This window comes from Variovorax sp. P2_H12, from assembly GCF_056403395.1.
The window spans coordinates 205,325-220,482 of record NZ_JBFUFO010000002.1; the positions used below are offsets into that span (position 1 = coordinate 205,325).

General features: G+C 67.7%; 16 protein-coding genes. 3 read left to right on the plus strand and 13 right to left on the minus strand.

Features of this window, described 5'->3' with window-relative positions; translation table 11 throughout:
* Window positions 1-11 precede the first annotated feature (11 nt).
* The 12 genes from AC1DYK_RS02550 to AC1DYK_RS02605 all read right to left on the minus strand — a co-directional run bounded on the left by AC1DYK_RS02550 (window position 12) and on the right by AC1DYK_RS02605 (window position 12,012).
* Window positions 12-356, minus strand: coding sequence for an NADH-quinone oxidoreductase subunit K (locus AC1DYK_RS02550; RefSeq protein WP_478085735.1), 345 nt, complete (start codon window positions 354-356; stop codon window positions 12-14).
* Window positions 353-1,285 (minus strand): hydrogenase subunit MbhD domain-containing protein, encoded by a 933-nt coding sequence (locus AC1DYK_RS02555; RefSeq protein ID WP_478164824.1) that lies wholly within the window; start codon window positions 1,283-1,285, stop codon window positions 353-355. The genes AC1DYK_RS02550 and AC1DYK_RS02555 overlap by 4 nt, the downstream gene beginning before the upstream one ends.
* Window positions 1,282-1,575 (minus strand): cation:proton antiporter, encoded by a 294-nt coding sequence (locus AC1DYK_RS02560; protein ID WP_478164825.1) that lies wholly within the window; start codon window positions 1,573-1,575, stop codon window positions 1,282-1,284. The genes AC1DYK_RS02555 and AC1DYK_RS02560 overlap by 4 nt, the downstream gene beginning before the upstream one ends.
* Complete coding sequence (locus tag AC1DYK_RS02565; RefSeq protein WP_478164826.1) at window positions 1,572-1,856, minus strand: MrpF/PhaF family protein; 285 nt, start codon at window positions 1,854-1,856, stop codon at window positions 1,572-1,574. The genes AC1DYK_RS02560 and AC1DYK_RS02565 overlap by 4 nt, the downstream gene beginning before the upstream one ends.
* Window positions 1,849-2,358, minus strand: a complete 510-nt coding sequence (locus AC1DYK_RS02570; RefSeq protein WP_478164827.1) for a Na+/H+ antiporter subunit E — start codon at window positions 2,356-2,358, stop codon at window positions 1,849-1,851. The genes AC1DYK_RS02565 and AC1DYK_RS02570 overlap by 8 nt, the downstream gene beginning before the upstream one ends.
* Complete coding sequence (locus AC1DYK_RS02575) at window positions 2,355-2,930, minus strand: hypothetical protein (RefSeq protein ID WP_478164828.1); 576 nt, start codon at window positions 2,928-2,930, stop codon at window positions 2,355-2,357. Before AC1DYK_RS02575 ends, AC1DYK_RS02570 begins: the two co-directional genes overlap by 4 nt.
* A 31-nt stretch (window positions 2,931-2,961) precedes the next feature.
* The gene (locus AC1DYK_RS02580; RefSeq protein WP_478164829.1) at window positions 2,962-6,027 is read right to left on the minus strand and encodes an efflux RND transporter permease subunit; all 3,066 of its coding nucleotides are present in this window, start codon (window positions 6,025-6,027) and stop codon (window positions 2,962-2,964) included.
* Complete coding sequence (locus tag AC1DYK_RS02585) at window positions 6,024-7,127, minus strand: efflux RND transporter periplasmic adaptor subunit (protein WP_478164830.1); 1,104 nt, start codon at window positions 7,125-7,127, stop codon at window positions 6,024-6,026. The genes AC1DYK_RS02580 and AC1DYK_RS02585 overlap by 4 nt, the downstream gene beginning before the upstream one ends.
* A gap of 59 nt (window positions 7,128-7,186) precedes the next feature.
* Window positions 7,187-8,446 (minus strand): arginine deiminase, encoded by a 1,260-nt coding sequence (locus AC1DYK_RS02590; RefSeq protein ID WP_478156902.1) that lies wholly within the window; start codon window positions 8,444-8,446, stop codon window positions 7,187-7,189.
* A gap of 48 nt (window positions 8,447-8,494) precedes the next feature.
* Window positions 8,495-9,916, minus strand: coding sequence for a basic amino acid/polyamine antiporter (locus AC1DYK_RS02595; RefSeq protein ID WP_478156903.1), 1,422 nt, complete (start codon window positions 9,914-9,916; stop codon window positions 8,495-8,497).
* Between the two features lie 223 nt (window positions 9,917-10,139).
* On the minus strand, window positions 10,140-11,339 hold the full coding sequence (locus AC1DYK_RS02600; RefSeq protein ID WP_478164831.1) for a tetratricopeptide repeat protein: 1,200 nt from the start codon (window positions 11,337-11,339) through the stop codon (window positions 10,140-10,142).
* A gap of 190 nt (window positions 11,340-11,529) precedes the next feature.
* Window positions 11,530-12,012 (minus strand): Lrp/AsnC family transcriptional regulator, encoded by a 483-nt coding sequence (locus AC1DYK_RS02605; RefSeq protein WP_478164832.1) that lies wholly within the window; start codon window positions 12,010-12,012, stop codon window positions 11,530-11,532.
* Between the two features lie 140 nt (window positions 12,013-12,152).
* Here AC1DYK_RS02605 and AC1DYK_RS02610 point away from each other — a divergent pair, with 140 nt between their 5' ends.
* Together AC1DYK_RS02610 and AC1DYK_RS02615 are read left to right on the plus strand one after the other, a co-directional pair.
* Window positions 12,153-13,349: an amino acid aminotransferase gene (locus tag AC1DYK_RS02610; protein WP_478164864.1), complete on the plus strand. Its 1,197-nt coding sequence runs from the start codon at window positions 12,153-12,155 to the stop codon at window positions 13,347-13,349.
* A complete protein-coding gene (locus AC1DYK_RS02615; RefSeq protein ID WP_478164833.1) occupies window positions 13,346-13,720 on the plus strand; it encodes a RidA family protein in 375 nt (124 codons plus the stop codon). The genes AC1DYK_RS02610 and AC1DYK_RS02615 overlap by 4 nt, the downstream gene beginning before the upstream one ends.
* A 7-nt stretch (window positions 13,721-13,727) precedes the next feature.
* On the opposite strand, the gene AC1DYK_RS02620 is transcribed toward AC1DYK_RS02615, so the two are convergent.
* Window positions 13,728-14,126, minus strand: a complete 399-nt coding sequence (locus AC1DYK_RS02620; RefSeq protein ID WP_478164834.1) for a tautomerase family protein — start codon at window positions 14,124-14,126, stop codon at window positions 13,728-13,730.
* Between the two features lie 108 nt (window positions 14,127-14,234).
* Between AC1DYK_RS02620 and AC1DYK_RS02625 the strand changes: the two genes are divergently transcribed.
* Window positions 14,235-15,104, plus strand: a complete 870-nt coding sequence (locus AC1DYK_RS02625) for a LysR family transcriptional regulator (protein ID WP_478164835.1) — start codon at window positions 14,235-14,237, stop codon at window positions 15,102-15,104.
* Window positions 15,105-15,158: the final 54 nt, after the last annotated feature.

Sequence of the window (15,158 nt, forward strand, 5' to 3'; positions counted from 1 at the left end):
GAAAGCGGCACTCAGGGCTCTCCGTCCACAGGCTTCGCCGCGGCTGCGCCGCCCTCGGCCGACAGCGAGCCGGAGCCCGTTTCCTCGAACAGGCGCAGCAGCAGCGCGACCGCCAGCGCCGAAGCCGCGAAAGCCACCACGATGGCGGTGATCAGCAGCGCCTGCGGCACCGGGTCGCCGCCCATCCCGGCGGCCGCACCCCGGCGCGCGATGACCGCGCAGACCAGGAAGATGCCGTTGCCGATCAGGTTGAAGGCGAGCACCTTGCGCAGCGGCTGCGGGTTCACGATCAGGCCATAGAGCCCGAGGCCCACCAGCACGGCGGCACACAGGCCGAAGAGAGTCGTCGTGTTCATGGTCTTCGCGGCGCCCCGGTCAGCAGCAAGGCCAGCGTCACCGCCAGCGAGGGCATCAGCGCGGCCTCGATCACGATGATCAGCGGCTTCGCCAGACCTCCCGGATAGGCCAGGAAGGCGCCGGCGCTCCACGCGCCCAGCAGGCCGATCGCGATGAACACCGCCGGCCCGCCGACCAGCGCCACGCGCAGCCAGGTGCCGCTGACCGCGGGGGCGTCCCGCAAGCCCGCCATCATGACGAGCAGCCACATCGCGGCCAGCACCGTGGCGCCCTGGAACTTGCCACCCGGATGGTCGGCGCCGACCCACAGGATGTAGACCCCGACCACGATGCCGATCGGCGGCAGCACGCGCGCCAGCCAGGCCAGGATGCCGTTCGGGTCGGCGACCGGCGCCGGGCCCGGGCGGCCGCCCCAGAAGCGGTCGGGCGCCAGCGACCAGATGCCGATCAGGGCGAACAGCAGCACCACGGCCTCGAGCAGCGTGTCCATGGCGCGGAAGGCCAGCAGCACCGCGGTGATCGGGTTGCCGACACCCGTCGAGGCAATGTTCTGCACCACCTCGGGCGCCAGCGTGGGCCCGGGATCGGGCAGCAGCAGCACGCAAGCGGCGATCACCGCGGCGACGGCCGCGGCCAGGATCGCGGCCAGCACGCGCGTGAGAAGGCCCGGCCGCTCGGCGCGGGCTGCGGCTTCGGTCTTGCGCAGCCGCGATGCGGCGCCGATCAGCAGCGCGCCGGTGAGGCCGGCGCCGATCGCGGCCTCGGTCATCGCGACGTCGATCGCCGACAGCTGCAGCCACACCAGCGTCAGCAGCAGGCCATAAGGGATGAAGCCGGCCACGGCCGCGAAGGTGTCGCGCGCCACGATGGTCCAGAGCGCGAGCGACAGGAACAGGATCGCCAGCGCGATGTTCATAGCTAGGCTCATGGCTTCGCTCCGCCGCGCGGCACGGCGCGCGCAATGAGCTGCGAGACCACCGCCGAAGCCAGCAGCACCAGCAGCCAGATCAGAATCAGCTTGAGTGCCGCGCCCACGCTGCCGGCCTGCGGCAGCAAGCCCAGCACCACCAGGCCCAGCCCGAGGTTGTCGGCCTTGGTCAATGCGTGCAGCCGCGTGAAGGTGTCGGGAAAGCGCAGCAGGCCGACCGTGCCGGCCAGAAAGAAGAAGGCGCCGGCGCAGACGGCCACGACGGTGAAGAGGTCGGCGAACAGGTTCACGGACGGTCCTCGGCGTCGGTCGGCTCCGCGGCCGAGCCGGCCTTGACGAAGGCGATGGCGGCGAAGCCCGCCAGCAGCGCCAGGATCAGGGCCACGTCGATGACCGCGCCGATGTCGGCGGTCGCCGCGCCCAGCAGCAGGAAGGCGGCGATGCCGCCGGTTCCGAACAGCTGTGCCGCCATCATGCGATCGACATTGCCCGGCCCGCGCAGCACGCAGACCAGGCCGAACGCGACCATCGCCAGCACGAAGGCGGTGGCACCGAGCAGGAAGCTATGCATGGCTCTTCCCCGCGACCAGCACCTTCTCGAGCAGCGCTTCCTCCTCGGCCATCTGCTCGGCGACCGGTTCGCCGACGTCCAGGCAGTGATAGAGCACGCCGCCCTCGACGTCCCCGGCCGGCACCGAGCCCGGAAGCAGGCTGGTGATCGACGTGAATTCATTGCGCGCCAGGCCCGGCGGAAACTTGATCGCACAGACCACGAAGCCCGGCCGCAGCGGCATCCGCGGATGGAGCGCCCGGCGGGCGACGTCGACACCGGCCAGCACCGACTGCCACAGGAAATGCGGCACGAAACCGAGCAGCGCGCCGAGCCGCACATGGCCCGCCTCGGGCGGCAGCAGCCGCAGGCTGGCGAAGGTGCCGGCGACGACCGCGACCAGCCCCACCCCGAGGTCGGCCGGCTTGACGCTGGGCATCAGCACCAGCCAGAGCACGAGAAACAGCAGGCCACGAACCAGCGCCGTGGTGCGCGGCGAGTGCGCTGCGAAAGCGCGCTTCACGCGGTCGCCCTCGTGCCGCCGCCGGCAAAGATCAAGCGGACATCGATTTTGCTCAGGCGCTCGTAGAGCCGAGCCTCGGCGCGCACCGGCCACCAGTCGTAGAGGAAGATCTCCATCGGCCGCCACAGCGCGACCCAGGCGCCGATCACCAGGCTGTCGTGGATCAGCGTCGCGTAGCGCCCCTTGCTGACGAAGCTGGCGATCGACTCGCCGACGATGGCGGCCGTGCCGACGAACAGCACGCCGATCAGGAGGCTGATGCGGCCGGTGCGGAACATCTTGCGCAAGCCGCGCCACGTGGCCAGCGCACGCTGGCGGAAGTACTCGTCGACGGCCTCCTTCAGCATCGCGGCATCGGCCGGCGTGACGCTCTCGGCATCGACGTGCACGACCAAGTCCAGCGGCCGGCCGGCCGGGACCTCCTGCGCCCACTCGACAATGTAGGCCTGCGCCTTGGGATCGAGGTCGCGTTTGCGGAAAGGCGCGGGATCCATCGAGTTGAACAGCTGCCTCAATTCGGCCACGTGCAGGTCGAGCACCACGGGCCCGGGAGGTGTTGCGGCTACCTGCATGGGGATCGACCGATGAGCCGGAGCCGTCCGCTCACGCCGGCTCGACCGCGCCCGCTGGCGGCATGGGTTTCTCGTTGCCGAACGCCAGCATGTACAGCGTCGGCAGGAAGACCAGCGTCATTACTGTGGCAACCAGCAACCCGCCCATGATCGCGAAGGCCATCGAGCCCCAGAACACCGTGGGCGCGATCGGGATCAGGCCGAGCACGGTCGAGATCGAGGTCAGCATCATGGGCCGCATCCGCGAGGTGGCCGCAGACACCACCGCGTCGAGCACGCCCTGCCCCTCCGCGCGGTTGGTCTCGATCTGGACGATCAGGATCACGCCGTTCTTGGCGATCATGCCGATCAGCGCCAGGATGCCCAGGATGGCGACGAAGCCCAGCGGCCGATTGAAGACCAGCAGCGTGATGACCACGCCGATCAGGCCCAGCGGCATCACGCAGACCACCATCGCGAGGCGCCGGAAACTCACCAGCAGCACCATCATGCTCAGCAGCATGAGCACGATCATCAGCGGCACCACGGCGAACACCGAGGCGCTCGACTCGGCGCTTTCCTCGGACAGGCCGCCGGTCTCGATCTTGTAGCCCTTGGGCAGCTTGGCGTTGAGTTCGACGATCTTGGGCGCCAGCGCCTCGACCACGGTGTCGGGCAGCGCGCCGTGGATGACGTCGGCGCGCACCGTGAGCGTCGGCACCCGGTTGCGGCGCCAGACCAGCGGCGACTCCTGCTCTTCGGAGAAGGTCGCGAACTGGCTCAGCGGCACCATCCGGCCGCTGGCGGTGGGCACCTGCAGGGTGCTCAGGGTCTGCAGCGACAGGCGCTGCTCGGCGCTGGCCCGGGCCACCACGTTGACCAGGTAGATGTCGTCGCGCACCTGGGTGACCGGGGTTCCGGTCACGGTGGCGTTCATGATGCCGGCCAGCGCGGCGGAGCTGATGCCGAGCTGGCGCGCCTCGTCCTGGTTGATGCGGATCTGGATCTGCCGCGCGGGCTCCATCCAGTCGAAGTTGACATGCCGGGCTTGCGGATGCGAGCCGAGGAGGCCGGCCAGCTCGAGCGAGATCTTGCGGACCTCGTCCTTGTCGGGCCCCATCACGCGGTACTGCAGCGGCCAGCCCACCGGCGGCCCGAGCTCGAGCGGCGAGATGCGCGCCACGAGGTCCGGGAACTGCTCGGCCAGCGCCTTCTCGAGCTTGAGCTGCAGCCGGTCGCGCGCCTCGAGGTCCTTGGCGACCACGATCACCTGGGCGAAGAAGGGGTTGGCCAGCTGCGCGTTGAGCGTGAGGATGAAGCGCACCGCGCCACGGCCCACGTAGGTGCTGAAGTGGTCGACGTCCGGGTCGTCCTTGAGCAGGGCCTCGAAGCGCTTGGCCTGCTCCTCGGTCGCATAGATCGAGGCGTTCTGGCGCAAGGTCAGGTCGACCGTGAGCTCGGGCCGGTCGGAGGCCGGGAAGAACTGCTGCGGCACGAAGCGCACCAGGAACATCGACGCCACGAAGGCCGCGAGCGTGAGCCCGATGGTCAGCCACTTGGCCCGGATCGCGCCCTTCAGGAAGCCGCTGAAGGCATTCAGGAACTTGCTGGGCTTGACCACCGCATCGGCCTTGGGCGTCTTGAGCAGCGCCTTGCCGACCAGCGGCGCGAAGATCACGGCGCCGAGCCAGGAGACGATCAGCGCGATCGCCACCACGGCGAAGATCGAGAAGGTGTACTCGCCCGCCGAGCTGCGCGCGAAGCCGATCGGCACGAAGCTCGAGATCGACACCAGCGTGCCGATCAGCATCGGCGCGGCCAGCGTTCGGTAGGCGAAGGTCGCGGCCTGGTCCTTGGTGTCGCCGGCCGCGAGCCGGTTCAGCATGGCGTCGACCGTGGTCATGGCGTCGTCGACCAGCAGCGTCAGCGCGATGATCAGCGCCCCGAGCGAGACCCGGTGCAGGTCGATGTGCACCAGGTCCATGACCGCGAACACGATCGCCAGCGTCAGCGGGATCGACAGCGCCACCACCGCCCCCGGGCGCATGCCCAGGCTCACGAAGCTGCACACCAGGATGATCGCGATGGCCTGCCACAGCGAGGCCATGAAGTCGTTGATCGCGACGTCGACCGTGACGGCCTGGTCGGCCACCAGCGTGGGCTCGATGCCGTGCGGCAGGTTGGCCGTGATGTCGGCCATCTCGGCCTTGATGTTGCGGCCCAGCGCCAGGATGTCGCCGGCGTCGCGCATCGCGATCGCGAGGCCGATGGCCGGCTTGCCGTTGACGCGGAACATCGGCTGCGGCGGATCGGTGAAGCCGCGCCGCACGGTCGCGATGTCACCCAGGCGGATGTTGCGCCCGCCCAGCACCAGGTTGACCGCCTCGATGTCGCGCTCGGAATCGAAGGCGCCCGTGACGCGCATGAACATGCGCTCCTGCTCGGTGTGCAGGGTGCCGGCCGGACGGATCACGTTCTGCTGCTGCAGTGCCGCCACGATCGCGCCGTAGTCCAGCCGCAGGCCCGCGAGCCGCTCGGTCGAGAACTCGATGAAGATCTGCTCGTCCTGGGCGCCGAGCACCTCGATCTTCGAGACGTCGGGCACCTGCAGCAGGCGCGAGCGCGCCGACTCCACCTGGTCGCGCAGCTCGCGGAAGGTGTAGCCGTCGGCCGTGAAGGCATAGATGATGCCGAACGTGCTGCCGAAGTCGTCGTTGAAGAAGGGGCCGACCACGCCCGAGGGCAGGGTCTGGCGCATGTCGCCGATGTTCTTGCGCACCTGGTACCAGATGTCGGCCACCTCGCCGGGCGGCGTCGACTGCTTCAGGTCGACGAAGATCGTGGTCTGGCCGGCCGTCGTGTAGCTGCGCACGCGGTCGAGGTGATGGGTTTCCTGCAGCGTGCGCTCGAGCCGCTCGGTGACTTGCGACAGGGTCTCGTCGACCGTGGCGCCGGGCCAGCCCGCGGCCACGATCATGGTGCGGAAGGTGAAGGTCGGGTCTTCGCCGCGACCCAGCTTCAGGAACGAAAAGGTGCCCGCGACGACCGCGATGATCATCAGGAACACCACCAGCGAGCGCTTCGAGAGCGCCCACTCCGACAGGTTCGGGCCGATCACTTCGCGGCCTCGAGCCAGCGGACCTTCTGCCCCGGCCGCAGCGCCTGCGCGCCGGCCGTGACGATCACGTCGCCCGGTGCGAGCCCCTTCGTGACCTGGACGCGGGCCGCGTCATAGGCGCGGACCTCGACATTGCGCGCCGACACCGTGCCGGCCTTGGTATCGACGATCCAGACGGCGGTCTGCCCGCCGCTGCGCGTGAGCGCACTGGCCGGGATGTCGAGCGCCGCCTCGGTGTTGAGCTTCATGCGCCCCGTGACGGTGCTTCCCAGGCGCATGGCCGCGGGCGGATTGATCAGGCGGACCCGGACCGCGAAGGTGCCGGTGACCGGGTCGGCGCGCGGCGAGACCTCGCGCACCTTGCCGACCGCCGTGACGCTCGGGTCGCCGCCGAGCGCGACCGTGATGTCGGGATTGCTCGGCGCGATGTCCTTGATCTGCGCCGGCACGTCGAAGACGGCGTCGATCGCGCCCTCGCGCGCGACCTGCACCACCATCCGGCCGGCCCCCACCACTTCGCCGGGCTCCGCGCCGCGCGCCGTCACGACGCCGGCCACGTCGGAGAGCAGGCGGGTGTAGCTCAGGCGGTTCTGCGCGATGTCGACCAGCGACTGCGCCGAATTGATCTGCGACTGCGTGACCTTGAGCATCGCCTCGGATTGCTCGAAGGACGCGCGCGAGACCGCGTTCTCGGCCAGCAGGTCGCGCATCCGGTTGAACATGTTGCGCGCCTCCGCGCCCTGGGCCTGCGCCGCGGCCAGCTGGGCCCGCGCGGATTGCAGGCTGCTGTCCTCGTTCATCTGGTCGAGCCGGGCCAGCAGCTGGCCGGGCCTGACCCGGTCGCCGATGTCCACGTTGCGCTCGATCAGCCGGCCGTCGATCCGGAAGGACTGGTTGACCTCGCTCTGCGCCTGCACGCGTCCGGTCAGGGACACCGAGTCGCCGACCGTGCGGCGCTCGATCGTCATCGCGCGGACCGGCCGGATCTCGGGCGCCGGGGCCTCTTCGGCACGCCGGCAGGCCGACAACGACACCACGGCCGCGAGCGCGAGCAGCGCCGTGGTCCTCGGCAATTTACGAATGCGTTGGGCAGCAGACACGTGCTGTCTTCCTCTCTCTGTTGATCGAATCGTCCGGTCGCCTCGCGGCCGGCCTTCACTCAAAAGTCAACCGGATCGCGAATGATCGGGCAGGTCATGCAATGGCCGCCTCCGCGTCCACGGCCCAGTTCGGCGCCGACGATCGTGACCACCTCGATGCCCTGCTTGCGCAGCAGCGTGTTGGTGTAGGTGTTGCGGTCGTATGCATAAACCACGCCCGGCGAGGCGCAGACCAGGTTCGCGCCGCTGTCCCACTGGGTGCGCTCGCGCTGGTAGTCGCTGCCGCCGGCCTCGACCACGCGCAGCTTCTTGAAGCCCAGCGCCTGGGCCACGACGTCCACGAAGGGCTTGTTCTCGGCATGCAGCTCGACGCCGCTCGGATGGCTGCTCGGGCGGTAGGAGTAGGTGCGGGTCTGGTTCATGAAGTCCGGCGCCAGCAGCACGCAATCGCGGTCGGCGAAGGTGAACACGGTGTCCAGGTGCATCGCGGCGCGGATCTTCGGCATCGCCGCGACGATCACGCGTTCGGCCGCGCCCTTCTTGAACAGCGTGGCCGCCAGCTGGCTGATGGCCTGGCGCGAGGTGCGCTCGCTCATGCCGATCAGCACGTTGCCCTTGCCGATCGGCATCACGTCGCCGCCCTCGAGCGTCGCCAGGCCGTGGTCCTCGGTCGGGTCGCCCCACCAGACGTTGACCTTGCCGGCAAAGTCGGGATGGAACTTGTAGATCGCGGTCGTGAGGATGGTTTCCTCGTGGCGCGCCGGCCAGTACAGCGGATTGAGCGTCACGCCGCCGTAGATCCAGCAGGTGGTGTCGCGCGTGTAGAGCGTGTTGGGCAGCGGCGGCAGCAGGTACTCGGTGGCACCGGCCGCCTCGCGCACGACTGCGAGCGCCTTGCCGCCGACCGACTCGGGAAAGTCGTTGGTCGACAAGCCACCGATCAGCGTCTCGGCCAGCGTGCGGTGGTCCAGCCCTTCGAGATAGCTGCGCAGTTCGTCGATGAAGCCGAGCCCGACCTGGTTGGGCACGACCTGGTTGTCGAGGATCCACTTCTTGCCCTCGGGCACCGCCACCGTCTCGGCCAGCAGGTTGTGCATCTCGACCACCTCGATGCCGCGGTCGCGCATCTTGGTGACGAAGTCGAAGTGGTCGCGCTTGGCGTTCTCGACCCACAGCACGTCGTCGAACAGCAGCTGGTCGCAGTTGCTCGGCGTCAGGCGCGAATGGGCCAGGCCCGGCGCGCACACCATCACCTTGCGCAGCTGCCCGACTTCCGAGTGCACGCCAAACTTTGTCTCTTTCACTTCCGTAGTCGCCATGATGACCTCCAAATTCGATGTCTGAAACGGTGTATCCAGTGGATGTGGCTAGATGGTGATGCTTCCTGTCGCGAGCCCGTGGATGCCCACCACGGCACCGATGATCGCGACGATGAAGATGGCCCACTCGACCGCCGAGAAGACGGTCAGCTTCTGTTCGCGCCGGGCCCAGATGTACAGCAGCGTGCCGGGCGCGTAAAGCACCGCCGACAGCAGGATGAACTTGAGGCCGCCGGCGTAGATCATGAAGATCGTGTAGACCACCGCGACCAAAGCCAGGATCAGGTCGCGCTTGCGCTCCTCGGGACGCAGCTGGTAGCTCTCGCCGCGCTTGGAGATCATGAAGCCGTAGGCCGCCACGAACAGGTACGGGATCAACGACATCGCGCTGGTGAGGTTCAGCATCAGCGCGAAGGCGTCGGTCGAGAAGTAGGTGCTGATCACGAACAGCTGGATGATGATGTTGGTCAGCCACAACGCGTTGGCCGGCACCTTGTTCTTGTTCTCCTTGGCGAAGACCGCCGGCATGTCCTTGGTCTTGGCCGCGGTGAACAGCACCTCGGCGCAGATCAGCGACCAGGCCAGGTAGGCGCCGAGCACCGAGACGATCAGGCCGATGCTGATGAAGATCGCGCCCCAGGGCCCGACGACCGCCTCGAGCACGCTGGCCATCGAGGGCTGGCGCATGCCCGCGATGTCGGCGCGCTGCAACACGGCATAAGGCAGCATCGACACCAGCACCATCAGGCCGGTGACGCCGATGAAGCCGAGGATGGTGGCCTTGCCGACGTCCGTGCGCTCCTTGGCGAATCGCGAATAGACGCTCGCGCCCTCGATGCCGAGGAAGACGAACACCGTCACCAGCATGGTGGCCCGCACCTGCTCGAAGATCCCGCCCTCCAGGCCGCCCCCGTACAGGTTGGCGCTGAACAGGTCCATCTTGAAGGCGAAGATCAGGATCACGATGAACACCAGGATCGGGATGATCTTGGCCACCGTGACGATGCTGTTGATGAAGGCAGCCTGCTGCACGCCGCGCAGGATCATGAAGTGGAACAGCCAGATGCCGATCGACGCGACCCCGATCGCCATCACGGTGTTGCCGTCGCCGAACACCGGGAAGAAGGCGCCGAGCGTGGACTTGATCAGCACCCAGTAGGAGACGTTGCCGATGCAGCTGCCGATCCAGTAGCCGAAGGCCGACAGGAAGCCCGGATAGTCACCGAAGCCGGCCTTGGCATAGGCGAAGACGCCGGCGTCGAGGTTGGGCTTGCGCTCGGCGAGGGACTGGAACACCCGCGCCAGCATGTACATGCCGGTGCCCGCGATGAGCCATGCGATGACGGCGCCCAGCGGCCCGGTCGCGTTGGCGAAGGTCCGCGGGAGGGAAAAGATCCCCGCCCCCACCATGCCGCCCACCACCATCGCGGTGAGCTGCATGCGTGACATCTTTTGCTCGGTCGAAGCCATACCTACTCCTTGTTATTTCTTTTCGATCGATTCGACGCGTCTTCTGTTTTTCACACGAATTCAACGAGCCGCCCGATGGTTGGCGCCCATTAAACGTCGTCTCCGTGACAAAACAAACCGACCATCTTGCGATGAGGTGCGCTTGAGATTGCAAGCTGGAACTAGGATCAATGCGCTTATAGAGTTTGTCAAGGCGCACAAATCCAGGTCGAACATTGGCAAATCAGAAACCCTTGCGGACGTTGAGCCAGAACTCGGTCGCGCTGTAATTGAAGCCGACCGAGTTGCTCTGATCGCGGATCCACAGGATCTCGGGCCGAAGCGTCCAGCTCGGCGCGAACTCCCAGACCAGATAGGCACCCACCTCGTAGAGGTTGTCCTTGCGCCGCAGCACGACGCTGTTGTCGAGCGTGTCCGGGTGGAAATGCACCCGATCGACGTTGTAGGCGTCGCGCTCCCACCAGGCGAAGGTGCCCCAGCCCAGCTTGTTGTTGATCGTGAAGTCCAACGCGGCCGTGGCGCCGTAGAAGCTGGAGTTGCCGTCCGGCCGGTCGGTCGCGAAGTGCTGGCCGCCGTGCGCCGTGACCGTCAGGCTGCCGCTGCCGTCCAGCAGCGAGTGAACCCACCCGGCCGAGGCGTCCGCACTGGTGCGGCTTCGATCACGCAAGCGGCCTTCGGGATATCGGCGCCGGCGGTACTCGGCGCCCAGCGTGAGCTGGTTGTCGGGGTCGATCCGGTAGCGGTAATCCGTGAAGAGCCCGGCATCATTGCGGTAGTCGCCATCGCCGCGATAGCTGGTGCGGCCCCTGACTCCGACCGCCAGATTGCTCTCGCCGAAGGAGCGGCTGCCCGCCAGGCGCCAGCGCAGGTCGGAGTCGTCCCGGCTGTCCGGGTTGTCGTAGTAGCGGAATCGGTAGTCGAGGCTGCCATCGATCGCGTAGCCGTTCTGCAGCGCGTAGTTGAGGCCGCCGCCCACGCGGGCGTTGTAGAAGGTGTCGCGGCGATCTCCGCCGCCGAGCGCGTCGGTGCCGCGCGTCGAGTTGACACGGTAGCGCCCGACGCCGGTCTCGGCATAGCCGAAACCCGTGAGTGCGCGTTTCTCGTCCAGCGCCTGTTTCGCCGCCTGGTTGTAGATCTCGACCTGGCTCAAGAGGTCCTGCGGCAAGTTGTCGAAGCGCAACACCGTTTCGAACTCGATCTTGGCTTCCGCGTACTGCCCGAGCACGAAATAGGCGCGGCCGAGTTCCAGGTGTGCGGCGACGGTGTCGGGCGCCTGGGTCTCGGCGGCCTGAACGATCTCGCGGGCTTGGGCCGGGTCCGGCTCGGCCGCAAACGCCACGGCGGCGCCCAGCAGCGCCATCGTGCCGATCAGCACGCGCAGCGCGCTTTTGCCAGCTCCCTCCAGCCTCCTGCTTCGGCTCATTCACTCTTCTCCCGAGGCCCTTTGCCCCTTTTTTGAGCATTAAACACGGCCTCTTCTGCATGAGCAATTCAAACGAACAGATCAATTGCATATTGACAATTTGGCGAATACCTGCAATTGAGGGGTCTCGCCCTTATGCAAATGATTGCCGAACTAGACAGGGTTCCGACACTGTGATTTGCCGCGAAAACTAGGCTGACCCGGGCGCGGGAATCGGCAAATCGTCGAAGCGCCGGAATTCCTGCAGCGAGAAGCTGCTCTGCACCTGGCGGACGCCCGGCAGGCGGTGCAGCTTGCTCGTCAACAGGTTCGAGTACGCGTCCAGGTCCTCGGCGACCACCATCAGCAGGAAGTCCGCTGTGCCCGTGATGCCGTGGAACATCACGACCTGCGGGATCGCCAGCACCGCCTCGACGAACTCGGTCGAGCGCGACTCGTTCTGGAAGTCGATGCTGATGCTCACGAAGGCCACCACGCCGTAGCCGAGCGCACGGCGGTTGAGGCGCGCGTGGTAGCCGTCGATCAGCCCCGAGTCCTCCATGCGCTTGATGCGGCGCCAGCACGGCGACTGCGACAAACCCGTCATCTGCGCCAGCTCGCTGGTGGTCAGCCGTGCGTTCTGCTGCAGGGCCGCGAGCAGCTGGCGGTCGGCGTCGTCGGACTCGATGCGCATAAATGAACCTCCAAATTATAGAAATGAGACAAAATTATGTGCCGTCAAGAACGGGCTTGGCATGACACTCCTCCATATGAAGAATTCGGGGTTTCCCCATGCCTCTTCAGGAAACTCCCATGCCCGCTTCTTCGTCTTCGCTGTTCAGCCATGTCCCGCCCTACGAGGGCGACCCCATCCTGTCGTTGATGGAGGCCTTCCAGACCGACCCGCGCCCGCACAAGGTCAGCCTGAGCATCGGGGTCTATTTCGACGACGAAGGGCGCCTGCCCGTGCTGCCCTCGGTGCGGCAGGCCGAGACCGCGCTGCTGCAGGAGATCAGCCCGCGCCCCTACCTGCCGATCGAGGGTATGGCCGACTACCGCTGCGCGGTCCAGCGCCTGCTCTTCGGCGCCGGGCACGAGGCCGTGGCCAGCGGCCGCATCGCCACGCTCCAGACCCCCGGCGGCTCCGGCGGCCTCAAGGTCGGCGCCGACTTCCTGCGCCGCTACTTTCCCGAGTCCGGCATCTGGATCAGCGACCCGACCTGGGACAACCACCGGGCCATCTTCGAAGGCGCCGGGCTCGAAGTCCGCACCTATCCGTACTACGACCCGGCCAGCGGCGGCCTCTGCTTCGACCGGATGCTGGCCAGCCTCGACGCGCTGCCGCGCCACAGCATCGTGCTGCTGCACGCGAGCTGCCACAACCCGACCGGCGTCGACCTCTCGCAGGCGCAGTGGCAGACGCTGATCCCGGTGCTGCGCGAACGCGAACTGATCCCCTTCGTCGACATCGCCTACCAGGGCTTCGGCGATGGCCTCGACGAGGACGCCTTCGCGCTGCGCGCGCTGGCGCAGGCCGGCATCCAGTTCTTCGCCGCCAATTCGTTCTCGAAGAACTTCTCGATGTACGGCGAGCGCTGCGGCGGCCTCAGCGTGGTCTGCAGCGACCGCGCGGCGGCCGAGACCGTGCTGGGCCAGTTGAAGGCGACCGTGCGCCGCAACTACTCGACGCCGCCCACGCACGGCGCGCGCGTGATCGCCCGCGTGCTGAACGACCCCGCGCTGTTCGCGCTCTGGACCGAGGAGACGGCCGCGATGCGCAAGCGCATCCGCGCCATGCGCGAACGCCTGCTCGCGGTGCTCGACGAGAAGTTCCAGGGACGGCGCGACTTCGGCTACCTGGTCACGCAACGCGGCATGTTCAGCTACACCGGACTGAGCGAGGCACAGGTGGCTCGGCTGCGCAACGAGCACGCGGTCTACCTGGTGCGCTCGGGCCGGATGTGCCTGTCCGGACTGACCACCGGCAACGTGGACCACGTGGCGGCGTCGATGGCGGCCGTGCTGTCATGAAGCAGATCGTCGACACCGGCCTGCCGCCGCTCGCGCAGCCCTTCTCGTGGGCGGTGAAGGCCTCGGGCCTGCTGTTCACGGCCCACGGGCCGGTGCGCGCCGACGGCAGCATCGACACCGGCCGCATCGAGGACCAGGCGCGCCTGACCTTCGCCAACCTGCGGCGCGCCGTGGAAGCGGCCGGCGGCGGCCTCGAGGACGTCACCCAGGTGCTGATCTACATGACCGACGTGAAGGACATGCCCCAGATCGACGGCGTGTACCGCGAGTTCTTCGCCGCGCCCTACCCGAACCGCTCGAGCATGGGCATCTCGGGGCTCGTGGTGCCGGGCATGAAGATCGAGATCGTCGCCTACGCGGTGATTGCGTAGCGGGCACTCAGACCCCTGCTTGCTGGTGACGGAATTCCTGGCTCTTGCCGCCGTACCCATAGGCGGCGGCGCGGGCGTCGATCAGGTGCACGTACGACACCTCGTGCAGGTTGCCCCGGAGTTCGGCCATCGCGGCGTGGATCTCGCGCAGGTAGCGCGCCTTCTCGGCCTTGGTGTTGGTCTCGTCGGTGATGCTGATGTCGAGATGGAAGGCCGACTGGCCCAGCTCCGCGAGCGACCGGCCGCCGATGAACCAGGTGTCGGCCGGGATGTACTGCACCGTGATCGCGATCACGGGCAGCTTCTTGTCGAGCACGGACTGGGTCAGCTCGGCCACCTTGTCGACGACCTTGCGAGTCAGCTTTTGATCGGGCTGGCCTGACAGATGAATGACGATGTGGGGCATGGTACGTGGCCTCCTTCAATGAATGAAGCCTCATTGTCGGAAGCAGGATTCCATCTGAATAGCAGGAAGATATGATGCATGTCATCTGTTTTTCGAATGGATATTCCCATGCAGCCACTCGATCTCGAGCAATTGAGGACCCTGGTCGCAGTGGCCGATGCGGGCAGCCTCACCGCGGCCGCACCGACGGTCTTCCTCTCGCAGTCCGCCGTCAGCGAGCAGATGCGCAAGCTCGAGGAACGGGTCGGCCACTCGCTGCTGAACCGCAGCAAGGCCGGCGTGACACCGACGCCGGCGGGCTTGTGCCTGCTCGGCCATGCGCGACACCTGCTCGCCGCGAGCGATGAGGCCCTGCGCGACCTGCACGGCGAGACATTGCAGGGCGAGCTGAGGCTCGCGGTCACGGACTACTTCAGGCCGGGCGAGTTGAGCCGGCTGCTGAGCCGGCTCGGCGAAAGCTATCCGCAGCTTCGCCTGCACGTGAGCATCCTGCAGGGCAGCGCCATGGAGGCGGCCCACGGGCGCGGCGACATCGACATCGGCCTGGCGATGCGGATCAACCCGCCCTCCACCCGGGCCGGCGCCCCGGCGCCTGCTTCACCTCTGCGCCGCGAACCGCTCGCCTGGGTCGGCGCCGAAGGCCGGCGCATCGTGCGCGGCGAGCCGGTGCGGCTGCTGGTGCTGCCCGACAGCTGCTCGCTGCACCAGTTCACGATCCGCCTGCTGCGCGAGCGGCGCGTGCCGTACGCGGTCGCCCACGTCGCGTCCGGCGTGGCGGGCCTGCAGTCGGCCCTTGCGGCCGGGCTGGGCGTGGCCTGCCTCAACGAATCGGCGCTGTGCGCCGGCGTGGCCCGGCTGCCGCCCCCGCATGGCCTGCCGGCGCTGCCGCGGGTGGCCTTCCAGTTCCTGCCGGCGCGGCGCGGCGAACCCGAGCTGGTGACGCGGGTGCGCGAGCTGCTGACGTCGCACCTGGTCTGAGCCCCGGCACCGTCGGTGCGTGTGGGCGCTGCCTTACAGTCGACGCATGACAGG

Excerpts from the sequence above, each read along its gene's own strand:
- AC1DYK_RS02550 (WP_478085735.1), bottom strand. The coding sequence starts at position 356 with ATGAACACGACGACTCTCTTCGGCCTGTGTGCCGCCGTGCTGGTGGGC.
- AC1DYK_RS02555 (WP_478164824.1), bottom strand. The coding sequence starts at position 1,285 with ATGAGCCTAGCTATGAACATCGCGCTGGCGATCCTGTTCCTGTCGCTC.
- AC1DYK_RS02565 (WP_478164826.1), bottom strand. The coding sequence starts at position 1,856 with ATGCATAGCTTCCTGCTCGGTGCCACCGCCTTCGTGCTGGCGATGGTC.
- AC1DYK_RS02575 (WP_478164828.1), bottom strand. The coding sequence starts at position 2,930 with ATGCAGGTAGCCGCAACACCTCCCGGGCCCGTGGTGCTCGACCTGCAC.
- AC1DYK_RS02590 (WP_478156902.1), bottom strand. The coding sequence starts at position 8,446 with ATGGCGACTACGGAAGTGAAAGAGACAAAGTTTGGCGTGCACTCGGAA.
- AC1DYK_RS02595 (WP_478156903.1), bottom strand. The coding sequence starts at position 9,916 with ATGGCTTCGACCGAGCAAAAGATGTCACGCATGCAGCTCACCGCGATG.
- AC1DYK_RS02600 (WP_478164831.1), bottom strand. The coding sequence starts at position 11,339 with ATGAGCCGAAGCAGGAGGCTGGAGGGAGCTGGCAAAAGCGCGCTGCGC.
- AC1DYK_RS02605 (WP_478164832.1), bottom strand. The coding sequence starts at position 12,012 with ATGCGCATCGAGTCCGACGACGCCGACCGCCAGCTGCTCGCGGCCCTG.
- AC1DYK_RS02615 (WP_478164833.1), top strand. The coding sequence starts at position 13,346 with ATGAAGCAGATCGTCGACACCGGCCTGCCGCCGCTCGCGCAGCCCTTC.
- AC1DYK_RS02620 (WP_478164834.1), bottom strand. The coding sequence starts at position 14,126 with ATGCCCCACATCGTCATTCATCTGTCAGGCCAGCCCGATCAAAAGCTG.
- AC1DYK_RS02625 (WP_478164835.1), top strand. The coding sequence starts at position 14,235 with ATGCAGCCACTCGATCTCGAGCAATTGAGGACCCTGGTCGCAGTGGCC.